This window comes from Arthrobacter sp. ASL1 (assembly GCF_056680475.1).
This window is the reverse complement of the sequence record NZ_CM155284.1, coordinates 757,409-769,816: the sequence shown is the minus strand read 5'-3', so window position 1 is coordinate 769,816 and position 12,408 is coordinate 757,409. Positions and strand designations below refer to the sequence as shown.

The 12,408-nt window shown below is 65.9% G+C and carries 10 protein-coding genes; 8 read left to right on the top strand and 2 right to left on the bottom strand.

The window, feature by feature from the left end; translation table 11 throughout:
* Nucleotides 1–10: 10 nt before the first annotated feature.
* From AC1MEQ_RS03525 to AC1MEQ_RS03505, 5 genes are all read left to right on the top strand, one after another.
* Nucleotides 11–379, top strand: a complete 369-nt coding sequence (locus AC1MEQ_RS03525; protein WP_479793988.1) for an iron chaperone — start codon at nucleotides 11–13, stop codon at nucleotides 377–379.
* A gap of 42 nt (nucleotides 380–421) precedes the next feature.
* Nucleotides 422–1,162: a class I SAM-dependent methyltransferase gene (locus tag AC1MEQ_RS03520; protein WP_479793987.1), complete on the top strand. Its 741-nt coding sequence runs from the start codon at nucleotides 422–424 to the stop codon at nucleotides 1,160–1,162.
* Nucleotides 1,163–1,549: 387 nt separating this feature from the next.
* Nucleotides 1,550–3,340, top strand: a complete 1,791-nt coding sequence (locus AC1MEQ_RS03515) for an ABC transporter family substrate-binding protein (RefSeq protein ID WP_479793985.1) — start codon at nucleotides 1,550–1,552, stop codon at nucleotides 3,338–3,340.
* Nucleotides 3,341–3,603: 263 nt separating this feature from the next.
* Nucleotides 3,604–5,148 (top strand): ABC transporter permease, encoded by a 1,545-nt coding sequence (locus AC1MEQ_RS03510; protein ID WP_479793983.1) that lies wholly within the window; start codon nucleotides 3,604–3,606, stop codon nucleotides 5,146–5,148.
* A complete protein-coding gene (locus AC1MEQ_RS03505) occupies nucleotides 5,145–6,278 on the top strand; it encodes an ABC transporter permease (RefSeq protein ID WP_479793982.1) in 1,134 nt (377 codons plus the stop codon). The genes AC1MEQ_RS03510 and AC1MEQ_RS03505 overlap by 4 nt, the downstream gene beginning before the upstream one ends.
* 41 nt (nucleotides 6,279–6,319) lie before the next feature.
* Here AC1MEQ_RS03505 and AC1MEQ_RS03500 read toward each other — a convergent pair whose 3' ends face one another.
* A complete protein-coding gene (locus tag AC1MEQ_RS03500; RefSeq protein WP_479793980.1) occupies nucleotides 6,320–6,955 on the bottom strand; it encodes a PH domain-containing protein in 636 nt (211 codons plus the stop codon).
* A 103-nt stretch (nucleotides 6,956–7,058) separates the two neighbouring features.
* Here AC1MEQ_RS03500 and AC1MEQ_RS03495 point away from each other — a divergent pair, with 103 nt between their 5' ends.
* Complete coding sequence (locus AC1MEQ_RS03495) at nucleotides 7,059–8,891, top strand: ABC transporter ATP-binding protein (RefSeq protein ID WP_479793978.1); 1,833 nt, start codon at nucleotides 7,059–7,061, stop codon at nucleotides 8,889–8,891.
* Here the strand turns inward: AC1MEQ_RS03495 and AC1MEQ_RS03490 are convergent.
* Nucleotides 8,888–9,829, bottom strand: coding sequence for an SGNH/GDSL hydrolase family protein (locus tag AC1MEQ_RS03490; protein WP_479793976.1), 942 nt, complete (start codon nucleotides 9,827–9,829; stop codon nucleotides 8,888–8,890). The genes AC1MEQ_RS03495 and AC1MEQ_RS03490 overlap by 4 nt on opposite strands.
* Before the next feature lie 196 nt (nucleotides 9,830–10,025).
* Between AC1MEQ_RS03490 and typA the strand changes: the two genes are divergently transcribed.
* Both typA and AC1MEQ_RS03480 read left to right on the top strand, forming a co-directional pair.
* Nucleotides 10,026–11,948 (top strand): translational GTPase TypA, encoded by a 1,923-nt coding sequence (typA, locus tag AC1MEQ_RS03485; RefSeq protein ID WP_479793974.1) that lies wholly within the window; start codon nucleotides 10,026–10,028, stop codon nucleotides 11,946–11,948.
* A complete protein-coding gene (locus AC1MEQ_RS03480; RefSeq protein ID WP_479793972.1) occupies nucleotides 11,935–12,390 on the top strand; it encodes a hypothetical protein in 456 nt (151 codons plus the stop codon). The genes typA and AC1MEQ_RS03480 overlap by 14 nt, the downstream gene beginning before the upstream one ends.
* Nucleotides 12,391–12,408 lie beyond the last annotated feature (18 nt).

Sequence of the window (12,408 nt, the reverse complement as noted above, 5' to 3'; positions counted from 1 at the left end):
GACTGGCGGCATGGCGTTCACACCCGAAAACGTCGATGAGTACATCGACTCGTTCCCCGCCGACGCCCGGCCGCGGCTGGAAGAACTGCGTCGGCTATGCCTGGCCCACGCGCCCGGGGCGACGGAGGGGCTCAAATGGGGCAACCCCGCCTACTCGCTGGAGGTCATCCTCTTCGTCTTCAGCGGGCACCGGCACCATGCGAACTTGGTGTTCACCCCCACCATGCTGCAGGCACACCTCGGCGAGCTCACCGGATACGGCACGGGAAAGGGATCCGTCCGGCTTCCCTATGACCAGCTGATCCCTGCCGACCTGTTGGCCCGGATGATCGCCTACCGGCTCCGTGAACTGCACGACGACGGCGTGAAGTGGCGCTGACCAACACCTGGCACGCCCGCAAACCAGGGCCGGGGGAGCCACATGTCCGATGAGATCTTCGCATCGCCCCGGCTGGCTGCGATCTACGACGCGCTCGATCCGGACCGGAGCGATCTTGACGCCTACGTCGGCATCGCCGGGGAACTCGATGCGCGCCGCGTGCTCGACGTGGGCTGCGGCACCGGGACGTTGGCCCTCCTGCTGGCCGCCCGCGGCATCGACGTCATCGGCGTCGACCCCGCCCTCGCATCGCTGGACGTCGCCCGGGCAAAAGCCGGGGCGGAGCGGGTGCGCTGGATCCGCGGCACGGCGTCCGCGCTTCCGGACCTATCGGTCGACCTGGCCCTGATGACGGCCAACGTGGCCCAGGTGTTCCTCACCGACGACGACCTTGAACGTACCTTGCGCGCTATCCGCGGGACCCTGAACCCGCGTGGGCGCCTCGTCTTCGAGGTCCGCGATCCGGCACGGCGGGCCCGGCTCGGGTGGAACCGGAGGGAAACGTCCACGAGGACGTTCATCGACGGGGAGGGCCGGGTGGATGCCTGGTGCGATCTGCTCGCGGTGGAGGGGGAATTGGTCACCTTCCGCTGGACCCACGTCTTTGCCTCCGACGGCGAGGTGGTGACGTCGGATTCGACGTTGAGGTTCCGTGAGCGGCCTGCCGTCGTGGAGTGCCTGGCGGCCTCCGGTTTCGTTGTCGAGGAGGTCCGGGCGGCACCCGATCGGCCTGGCCGCGAGTTGGTTTTCATCGCCTCGAGGCGTCCCGATCGCGCACCCTAGCACGACCTGCTGCGCGGGCCCCGCCCGTGGCCGCGGCGGCGACGACCCGTCATCGACGGACGGGACACGCCGGGAGTGGTTGAGAAAATTTACACGCGTCGCAGGGATCGCCATTTCGGCGGGGATGAGTAGTTGACAAACGCCAATCTGAAGCAAATCCTTGATTTCTCGCGGGTGAATCGACCGCGCCGGCGGGAAACCGCTAAATGTGATGGATATCTCGCAAAGTTGCGACTCCATAACGACGGATTCTGAAGCTAGATTTTTATATCCAAGACGCCATCCGCAGTCTATGGTTTCTCTATGTGAGGCGGACCACGCAGTGTGGCAACGTCACAGTCAAGTGCAGAGCTCGGCTGGAGAACACACCTAACACAAGGAGGCGGAATGCGTTTCAAGCGTATTTCCAAGGCAGTCGCGATCGGCGCGACCGCCGCCCTGGCGCTAAGCGCTTGCGCTGCCAGCACGGGCACCAGTAGTTCATCGTCTGCCGGCAGCGAAGCTGCGAGTGCCGGCAATGGTGGCGAGGTCCGTGTCGTCGAGGTGAACGCGTTCAGCTCGTTCAACGACAACACGGCCAAAGGCAACGTGGACATCAACTCCAAGATCGCCTACACAACCCAGTCCGACTTCAACTACATCGACAACAACCTGAAGGTTGTCAAGAACGAGAAGTTCGGAAAGTACGAGGTCGTCTCCGAGGACCCGTTGACGGTCAAGTACACGATCAACGAAGGCGTCAAGTGGTCCGACGGCGAGCCCGTTAATGCCGATGACATGATCTTTGCCTGGGCCATCCAATCCGGTCGGTTCAATGACGCGAAGGCCAACGACGCCGGCGAGGTGGTCAGCGGAACGAACTACTTCGACTATGCGGGCGACACCTCCGGCCTCGCCCTGACCGACGTGCCCGAAATCGGGGACGACAACCGGTCGATCACCCTGAAGTACTCAAAGCCCTTCGCGGACTGGGAGACTTCCTTCGGCATGATGACGCCGGCCCATGTCGCGGCCGAAAAGGCGGGCATGAAGACGGAGGACCTGACCAAGCTCCTCACCACGCTGCCCAAGGGCGACCAGGCCAAGCCGGCCAAGCCCAACGCGGATCTGCAGAAGGTCGCCAAGTTCTGGAACACGGGCTACGACACCAAGTCCCTGCCCACGGATAAGTCGTTGTACCTCTCCGACGGTCCGTTCATCGTGGACAAGATCGTGCCCAACCAGTCGATGACCCTGGTCCGCAACGAGAACTACACCTGGGGCCCGATGCCGAAGGTCGACTCGATTGTCGTCCGCTACATCGGCGAGGCTCCGGCCCAGGTGCAGGCCCTGAAGAACGGCGAAGTGGACATCATCGCGCCGCAGGCCTCCGCCGACACGCTGGAACAGCTGGACGCACTGGGCGACCAGGTCGTCGTGGAAAAGGGAGACCAGCTCGCCTACGACCACCTGGACCTGAACTACAACGGCGTCTTCAAGGACCCGAAAGTCCGCCAGGCGTTCATGAAGACGGTCCCGCGACAGCAGATCGTCGACACCATCATCAAGAAGCTGAAGCCCGAAGCCAAGCCGCTTGATTCGCAGCTCTTCGTCCCGGCCAACGACGGCTACGAGGAAGCGGCGAAGACCAACGGTTCGGAGAACTACCAGAAGGCCGACATCGACGCCGCGAAGAAGCTGCTCGATGGAAAGACCCCGACGGTCCGCCTCATGTACAACAAGGACAACCCGAACCGTTCGGACTCCTACTCGCTGATCGCGGCTTCGGCCAAGAAGGCGGGCTTCAAGGTCGTCGACGGTGGCCTCGGAGCCTCCGAATGGGGCGGTGCCCTGGGTACCGGTACCTACGATGCCACCATCTTCGGCTGGATCTCCGCCGGCGTCGGCGTGACCGGCGTACCGCAGATCTTCGGAAGCGGTTCGGCGTCGAACTTCAACAAGTTCTCCAGCAAGGAAGCAGATGCCTTGATGGACGAGTTGATCATCACCACTGACAAGGCCAAGCAGACGGAGTTGCAGGTCAAGATCGACAAACTGATCTGGGACTCGTACTACGGGCTGCCGCTGTTCCAGTCGGTGGGCGTGGACGCCTACTCCTCGGATCTCGAGGGCGTGAAGTACATGCCCAACCAGACCGGCGTCTGGTGGAACTTCTGGGAATGGAACCTGAAGAAGTAACAGCGTCAGGTAACCGGACGTAAGTGCCTCTGAGGCGCCGGGACCAAGCTCCGCGGTCCCGGCGCTTCATTGCGCCAGAGAAAGTTGCGGTGGAAGGGCTTCCACCGATTGGTCCGGGCCCTGCCCGTTCCGCGTAGTTCCTTGACCGGGCCTAGGGAAGTGATTGGGATTTCCCTGCTTCCCGGGTGCTGTGAGGTGAACTACACTTCAGCGAAAGTACTACCGGGTGATCCCCGGGATCTTCTACCAAGAGGCTAAATTTCATGGTGACCTACATCATCCGGCGTCTCGTCACCGCCGTCCTGATCCTCCTCGGTGCGTCGTTCGTCGTCTACCAGCTCACGGCCGCCGCTGGCGACCCGCTGCAGGATCTCCGCGAGAGCAACGCGCCCAACAAGGAACAGCTGATCCAGCAACGCGTTGCGCTGCTGGACCTCGGCACGCCCCCGCCGCTGCGCTACTTCAAGTGGTTGGGCGGTGCCGCACAGTGCGTGGTGCCGTTCATCGGCAAGTGCGATTTGGGCACGGCCATCAATGGGGAGCCGGTCACCGATGCGCTGGGTCGCGCAATGGGGCAGACCATCCTGTTGATCACCGCCGCCACGGTGCTGGCGATCGTCATCGGCATTGCGCTGGGCATCATCACCGCCCTGCGCCAGTACAGCACCCTGGACTACTCGGTGACGTTCATGGCGTTCCTGTTCTTCTCGCTGCCGATCTTCTGGCTCGCGGTCCTGCTCAAGGAATTCGGCGCCATCGGGTTCAACGACTTCCTCAGGGACCCCGTCTTCAGTCCAACCAGTGTGATCATCACCGCGATCTGCATGGGCATCGTCGTCGTGCTCTTCATGAGCGGCAGCATGGTGCGGCGCCTCATCGGCTTCGCCATCGGCGCCGTCGTGACCGCAGGCCTGATGGTGGCGCTCTCGGTCACCGGCTGGTTCCGTTCCCCGGGCCTCGGACCGATCCTGATCCTGGTCTTCGGACTCGGCATCGCCTACCTCGTCACCCAGCTGACGGCAGGCATCAAGAACCGCAAGGCGCTCTACTCGTCGCTGATCATGGTCCCGGTCGGCCTCATCGCCTACTACGTCCTGAACCCGTTGTTCTCGAACATCACCGGCTGGGGAATCCTCGGTCTGGCCGTGGCGACCATCCTCATCGGTTGCGTCGTCGGGTTCTTCATGGGCGGCTTCGACCGCGGCCAGTCCATGCGGGCCGCATCCCTGACGGCCTTCTTCGTCGCCGGGCTGGTCTTGCTGGACCGCTTCATGGTCGAGTGGCCGAACTACTTCAGCAACGGCCGCATCCGCGGCCGCCCGATCGCCACGATCGGCTCCTCGACGCCGAACCTCGAAGGCAACTGGTGGATCCACAACCTGGACAACTTCACCCACCTGCTGCTGCCGACGGTGGCACTGCTCCTCGTGTCCCTGGCCAGCTACTCGCGCTACTCGCGGGCCTCCATGCTGGAGATCATGCAGATGGACTACATCCGCACCGCCCGGGCCAAGGGACTGCCGGAGCGGACCGTCGTCATGCGCCACGCCTTCCGCAACGCGCTGATCCCGTTGGCCACCCTCGTGGCCTTCGACATCGGCGGCCTCATCGGCGGTGCGGTGATCACAGAGCGGGTCTTCGCCTTCACCGGCATGGGCAACCTCTTTGTCGCCTCGTTGCTGCCGATCCCCGATCCCAATCCGGTCATGGGCGTCTTCTTGATCACCGGCCTGCTGGCCCTGGTCTTCAACCTCATCGCCGACCTGGCCTATTCCGTACTCGATCCACGCGTAAGGGTTAAAGCATGACCACGCCCAATCCAGTCACACCCTCCGGGCAACTACCGGAGGACCTCGAGGCGGAATCCGTCCCCGAGGATGTCAAGGGACTGTCCCAGAATGCGATCGTCCGCAAGCGCTTCATCGGCAACACCCCCGCCGTCGTATCGATTGTCGTCTTCGTCCTGATCGCCCTCATGGCGTTCACCTCCATCGGTTTCCTCGGGGTCCCGGGATGGTGGCACTACACCTACGAGGAATTCAGCACGCAGATCAATGGCGGCCGCCCCACCTTCATGAACCTGTTCAACTGGGGCGACCACCCCTTCGGACAGGACCGCATCGGACGCGACTACTTCGCCATGACGATGCGCGGGACCCAGCAGTCGATCATCATCATGTTCGTCATCGGCGTCGTCGGCGGTTTCCTCGGCGTCGTCGTCGGGGCCCTGTCGGGCTACTTCCGCGGTTGGATCGAAGCCGTGCTGATGCGCATCGTGGACATCATCATCATCATCCCGCTGCTGATCCTCGCCGCCGTCCTGGGCCGCATCGCCGGAACCCACGTGAGCGGGAACATGGCCACCATCACCCTGGGCGCCTTCATCGGCGTCATCATCTGGACGGGGCTCTCCCGCTTGGTCCGCGGTGAATTCCTCAGCCTGCGCGAACGCGAGTTCGTCGACGCCGCCCACATCGCCGGCGCCTCGAACACCCGCATCATGTTCAAGCACATCCTGCCCAACGCCGTCGGCGTCATCATCGTCAACGTGACGCTGCTGATGTCCGCGGCCATCCTGCTGGAGACCGCGCTCTCGTTCCTGGGCCTCGGTGTTCGCCCGCCGGACGTGTCACTGGGCTCGCTGATCTCCGACAACCAGGAGGCCTTCAGCACCCGGCCATGGCTGTTCTGGTTCCCGGGTCTGTTCATCGTGGCGATCTGCTTGTCCATCAACTTCATCGGCGATGGACTGCGTGACGCCTTCGACCCCCGCCAGAAGAAGTTCAACTCCAAGAAGGCCAAGGAAAGCGGCATCCACGGTTCGGCGGTGAAGGACTCGGCCTCCGCGGCGGCCATAGCCGAGCGGACCGAGGGCGGAACCGGGCCGTCGAGACCGCAGACGGACGATCCGGGAGATGGCCCGTCCCACCGGGCCTGATCCGGTCCGTGCCGGGGTCCACGTCCCGGCACGGCGCCAGATCAGATCAGCGCAGCAGGAATCGTCAGGCTCAGGACGATGAGGACTAGGAAGGCAAGGATATGGAACCAATGAATGCTCCGGGTCGCCCGGGTGTTGGCCGTGGCCTCGATATCCAGGCTCCCCTCCTCGGCCAGGCGTTCGAGTCGTGCGCGCACGACGGCGGCCACGACACCAGAATCGCTGCTGCGCTGGTCCCCGGGACGGACACTCATGTAGCGTGCGCCGGTGCCATCCCGTTTTTCGGTTTTCACGGAGCTGCGCGCATCACGCAGGGCGGAGATCACGCCGGGGGCGGGCGCCGCCCAGGCCGAGTAGCGGCGCTTCGGTGTCACCAGCGTCATGGCGTACTTCGTATCGACCATGATGATCGTCGACCACGGGACGACCAGCGTCTGCAGTGGATTGACCAGCGTCACGCCCGCCTCGTGGACCACCACGCGGGGGAGCCAGAACATCAACCAGGCGGCATAGCCCACCAGGACCATTGGCAGGCAGGCCGGCCAGGTCTGCAGGTTCCCGGTGGCCAGGATCGCGATGGCACCGGCACCGGCCAGGACCATCAGGGCCACCGCAAGGACCCGCGGCCCGCGGGGGCTGAAGGTGAAGTCGCCGGTTGTCGCAGAAGCAGAAGTCATAACCCCCATAGTTTCAGGATTATCGGCAGCCATGTAATCGGCGCCACACGAGCCCACGGCCGATTCGGCGCCGGGTACTCCGCCGGAAGGAAATGAGAACCAGATGAGCATAAATAACCTCCCCGACACGGGCGCCACGCAGGCAGGCAACCAACCGGTGCTGGAAGTAAGCCACCTGTCGGTGGACTTCGGCGTGGACAAGGAATGGGTGCCGGCCGCCATCGACCTGAACTACTACGTGAATGCCGGCGAAGTCCTGGCCATCGTCGGCGAGTCGGGTTCGGGAAAATCGGCCAGCTCCATGGCCCTGCTGGGACTGCTGCCCACGAACAGCCGGGTCCGCGGCGAGGTCAAGCTCAACGGGCAGTCGCTGTTGGGGCTCTCCGGGTCGAAGATGCGCCAGGTCCGCGGCAACGACGTCGCCGTCATCTTCCAGGAGCCGATGACGGCGCTGAACCCCGTCTACACCGTCGGCTTCCAGATCGTTGAGACCCTGCGCCTGCACAACCCGATCTCCCCGTCACAGGCGGAGAAGCGGGCGCTGGAGATGCTCGAGCTCGTCGAGCTGCCGGACGCCGCCAAGGCGTTCAAGTCCTATCCCCACCAGCTGTCAGGTGGGCAGCGCCAGCGCGCGATGATCGCCCAGTCGCTCTCCTGCGATCCCAAGCTGCTCATCGCCGACGAACCCACCACCGCGCTCGACGTCACCGTCCAGGCCGAGATCCTGGACCTCATGCGCAACCTGCGCAACAAGCTCAACTCGGCCATCGTGCTCATCACCCACGACATGGGCGTCGTCGCCGACCTGTCCGACCGCATTGCCGTCATGCGGCAGGGACGCATCGTCGAGCATGGCACCGCGCACGAGATCTTCAACAACCCCCAGCACCCCTACACGCAGGCACTCCTCGCGGCGGTACCGAAGCTCGGTACCGGTGCCGACGCCGCGTCGGCAGTGGACATCTCCGCCGCCGTCGCCGCGGCGACCGGCACCGAATTGGACTCGGTGGACCACGAGACCCTGCAGATCCGCGAGCGCGAACTGCTGGCCCAGGCCGAAGAGGCCCGGAAGCGGGCAGCGGTGATCGATGAGCGCCGGGTCGTCCTGGAGCTCAAGGACGTTACCATCGAATACCCGAAGCAGGGCAGGGTCCCCGCCTTCCGGGCCGTCGAAGGCGCCAACCTCACCGTCCACCAGGGGCAGGTCGTTGGCCTCGTCGGCGAATCGGGCTCCGGGAAGACCACTATCGGCCGGGCCGCGGTCGGTTTGCTCCCGGTGGCCGAGGGGTCCCTGAAAGTCAACGGAACCGAGCTCTTTGGCCTCAAGCCGACGTCCCGGGAGCTCTTCGACGTGCGCCGCCAGATCGGCATGGTCTTCCAGGATCCCTCGAGCTCGCTGAACCCCCGATTGCCGATCGGCGAATCCATCGGGGAACCGATGTTCCTGGCCAAGGTCGCCAAGGGGGCTGCCCTGCAAAAGAAGATCGAAACCCTGCTGGACCAGGTCGAACTGCCGCGCAACTACCGCAACCGCTACCCGCACGAGCTCTCCGGCGGGCAAAAGCAGCGCGTCGGCATCGCCCGGGCGCTGTCCCTGGAACCCCAGCTCATGGTTGCCGACGAGCCCACCTCGGCGTTGGACGTCTCGGTGCAGGCAAAGGTCCTGGATCTGTTCCAGAACCTGCAGGCGGAAATGGGGTTCGCCTGCCTGTTCGTCACGCACGACCTCGGCGTCATCGACATCCTGTCCGACCACATCGTGGTGATGCGCCACGGTGGCATCGTCGAGCAGGGGAGCCGTGACGACATCCTTCGGCGTCCGAAGGACCTGTACACCCAGCGCCTGATGGCGGCGGTGCCGGTGCCGGATCCCGAAGCCCAGCGCGAGCGTCGCGAACTGCGCGCCCGGCTGCTCGCAGACAGCGAGGCCTCCTAGGCGACGCTCCGGCCCTTGTGGCCGCCCACGACCAGGACGCCGCACCCCGGGGGGAGGTGCGGCGTCCGACATTTAATGACCGGCTGGGGCCGGCCCGTCGACGCGGCCGCACCGGCCTGCCGGGCGAACCCGCCGTCGTCCAGGGCCTGCAACAGGGCGCGCGCGGCCAGCCGATGCCCCTCGGCGTCGAGATGGACCTGGTCGGCCAGATGCGCTCCCAGGTCGTGGACCGTCAGCCAGTCCCCGACGGGGATGAAGGCAACCCCCTGGGCCTCCGCCGTTCGACCCAACAGGTCATCGACCTGGTGGCGTCGACCGCCACCGTCGCCTGCCGAGCGCGCCAGCGTGCCGATGATGACCAGGGGCGAGTGCGGGTAGCTGCGCCGCAGCTCGGCGACGAGGGCAGCTTGTGCGGTGGCGATGGCGGCGTCCGAGGCGCCGGTGCGGGCATCATTGCCGCCACCTTCGATGACCACGAGTCCCACGTCGCCGTGGGGGAGCAGCCACCGCTCCTGCCGCAACGCGGTCACGTAGTCGGGTTCGTGGCCGTTGCCGGTGGCGTAACCGGTGCCGCCCCGTCCCCGGAAGGCCACCGTGTAGCCCGCGGCGCGCAGGGCCACTTGCGGCCACGTCCGGCTGCCGGGGACTCCGGCGGCCCCATCGGCCTGGGAATCGCCGATGAGCACGGCCATGGACGACGGATCGGGGACCACGAGTTCGCCTCTGCCGGTGTCGACATTGACGACCACGTTCCCCGCCGCCGGCCGGCCCGCCGCCGACAGGCCTGCGGCGAAGGTGCCCACGGGGCCGTGCACGTCCGCGGGGACGCCTCCGTGGGCCATCGCCGGGCCCGCGGCCGACGGGACGACGAGGACGGCTGCCAGCAGGGTGACGGCACCCATGGCGCCCACCTGGTGGCGCCAGCTGCCAGCAGCCATGTGATCTACCCCTCTACCCGACCCGCGGGCGCCGCGGGGATATGCGGATCATCATCGCCCGATCGTCCTCCGGCGCAGGGCGACGCGCCAGCGTGTTTGGGTCAATTTTTCATCACGGTCTAGACTGGACTCTTGGGTCAGCCGTGGCCCCACGTCACCGACCCCAAAAAATACAACTTGAAGCGAGCCTTAACGCATGTCAGATCTTTCCCCGGAAACCACTAGCGCAACGCGCAAAGATCTTCGCAACGTCGCCATCGTCGCCCACGTCGACCACGGAAAGACGACGCTGGTCGACGCCATGCTGTCGCAGACCGGCGCCTTCTCGGCGCACGGCGACTCCGGGGAACGCGTCATGGACACCGGCGAGCTCGAACGCGAGAAGGGCATCACCATCCTGGCCAAGAACACCACGGTGTTCTACTCCGGCCCGGCGGCCCACGGCCACGACGTCACCATCAACGTCATCGATACCCCCGGCCACGCCGACTTCGGCGGCGAGGTCGAGCGCGGCCTGTCCATGGTCGACGGCGTCGTGCTTCTCGTCGATGCCTCGGAGGGCCCGCTGCCGCAGACCCGTTTCGTGCTGCGCAAGGCCCTGACGGCCAAGCTGCCGGTGGTCCTGGTCGTGAACAAGACCGACCGCCCCGACGCCCGCATCGACGGCGTCGTCTCCGATTCCATGGACCTGCTGCTCGGGTTGGCGTCCGACCTCGCCGACGAGGTGCCGGACCTGGACCTGGACTCGGTGCTCAACGTGCCGGTCGTCTACGCCTCCGGCAAGGCAGGCCGCGCCTCGCTGAACCAGCCCGGTGACGGCGAACTGCCGGACAGCGAAGACCTCGAGCCGCTGTTCGCGACCATCATGCAGCACGTCCCCGCCCCGGCCTACACGCCCAACGAGGTCCTGCAGGCACACGTCACCAACCTGGACGCCTCGCCGTTCCTGGGCCGACTGGCCCTGTTGCGCATCGTCAACGGCACCCTGCGCAAGGGCCAGCAGGTTGCCTGGGCCCGCCAGGACGGACAGCTGAAGAGCGTGAAGATCACCGAGCTGCTGGCCACCAAGGGCCTCAGCCGCGTCCCCGCCGAGGAAGCCGGACCGGGTGAGATCGTCGCCGTCGCCGGCATCGAGGACATCATGATCGGCGAGACGCTCACCGATCTGGAGAACCCGAAGCCGCTGCCGCTGATCACCGTCGACGACCCCGCGATCTCCATGACCATCGGTATCAACACCTCCCCGCTGGCCGGGCGGGTCAAGGGGGCCAAGGTCACCGCCCGCCAGGTCAAGGACCGCCTGGACAAGGAGCTTGTCGGCAACGTCTCGCTCAAGGTCCTGCCGACCGAACGTCCGGACGCCTGGGAGGTCCAGGGCCGTGGCGAACTCGCGCTGGCCATCCTCGTCGAGCAGATGCGCCGCGAGGGCTTCGAACTGACCGTGGGCAAGCCACAGGTCGTCACGCGCACCGTCGACGGCAAGATCCACGAGCCGATGGAACTGATGACCATCGACGTGCCCGAGGAATACCTGGGCAACGTCACCCAGCTGCTCGCCGCCCGCAAGGGACGCATGGTCAACATGGCCAACCACGGCACCGGCTGGGTCCGCATGGAATTCACCGTCCCGGCCCGCGGCCTGATCGGCTTCCGCACTCGTTTCCTCACCGACACGCGCGGCGCCGGCATCGCCGCGTCGATCGCCGACGGCTACGAGCCGTGGGCCGGTGACATCGAATACCGCACCAACGGCTCGATGATTGCCGACCGCTCCGGTGTCGTGACCCCGTTCGCGATGATCAACCTGCAGGAACGCGGCAGCTTCTTCGTCCAGCCGACGTCCGAGGTCTACGAGGGCATGATCGTCGGCGAGAACTCGCGCGCCGACGACATGGACGTGAACATCACGAAGGAAAAGAAGCTCACCAACATGCGTGCCGCTTCCTCGGACTCCTTCGAGAACCTCACCCCGCCGCGCAATCTCACGCTCGAGGAATCCCTCGAATTCGCCCGTGAGGACGAATGCGTGGAGGTGACCCCGGAGGCCATCCGGATCCGCAAGCTGATCCTCAACGTCAGCGAGCGCGGCAAGGCCGCCCGCTCCCGTGCCCGCGCCTAGCAGCACCGGCAACCGGGTCGCCCCGGTCGTCGTCGGCACCCTCGTCGCCATCGTGGCGGGGGTGCTTTCGGCTGTCTTCGGGACGATCCTGCAGGCGCAGATCGTCTACGCCGGGGACACCCCGCTGCCCTGGGGAGCCGTCCTGGCCCTGCTGATGGCCGGTTCCCTGGCGGTGGTCGCGGGCCTGTACTCCGAACGGGTGTGGGCGGCCGCCGCCTGCGGGGTGATCACCTACGTGCTGGTCGCCTGGACGGGGCTCGACGTGCACAACCACCTGCTGGTCGGCTGGTCGAACCACGAGGCGCTGCCCGGCCCCGCATTGGCCGGGACGCTGTGGACCTACGGCATCGCCGTCTCCACCATCGTCGCCCTGGTCATCACGGCCGGTGGCCTGCGTTCGCGGTCCCGCCGGACCCGATCCGGGAACCTCCCGCCGGCCTGACCACACTGCGGCGGCGCC

What these genes read in the sequence shown, in the direction of transcription:
- AC1MEQ_RS03520 (WP_479793987.1), top strand. Translation starts at nt 422, where the DNA reads ATGTCCGATGAGATCTTCGCATCGCCCCGGCTGGCTGCGATCTACGAC.
- AC1MEQ_RS03500 (WP_479793980.1), bottom strand. Translation starts at nt 6,955, where the DNA reads ATGACTTCTGCTTCTGCGACAACCGGCGACTTCACCTTCAGCCCCCGC.
- AC1MEQ_RS03510 (WP_479793983.1), top strand. Translation starts at nt 3,604, where the DNA reads ATGGTGACCTACATCATCCGGCGTCTCGTCACCGCCGTCCTGATCCTC.
- AC1MEQ_RS03490 (WP_479793976.1), bottom strand. Translation starts at nt 9,829, where the DNA reads ATGGCTGCTGGCAGCTGGCGCCACCAGGTGGGCGCCATGGGTGCCGTC.
- AC1MEQ_RS03525 (WP_479793988.1), top strand. Translation starts at nt 11, where the DNA reads ATGGCGTTCACACCCGAAAACGTCGATGAGTACATCGACTCGTTCCCC.
- typA (WP_479793974.1), top strand. Translation starts at nt 10,026, where the DNA reads ATGTCAGATCTTTCCCCGGAAACCACTAGCGCAACGCGCAAAGATCTT.
- AC1MEQ_RS03505 (WP_479793982.1), top strand. Translation starts at nt 5,145, where the DNA reads ATGACCACGCCCAATCCAGTCACACCCTCCGGGCAACTACCGGAGGAC.
- AC1MEQ_RS03495 (WP_479793978.1), top strand. Translation starts at nt 7,059, where the DNA reads ATGAGCATAAATAACCTCCCCGACACGGGCGCCACGCAGGCAGGCAAC.
- AC1MEQ_RS03515 (WP_479793985.1), top strand. Translation starts at nt 1,550, where the DNA reads ATGCGTTTCAAGCGTATTTCCAAGGCAGTCGCGATCGGCGCGACCGCC.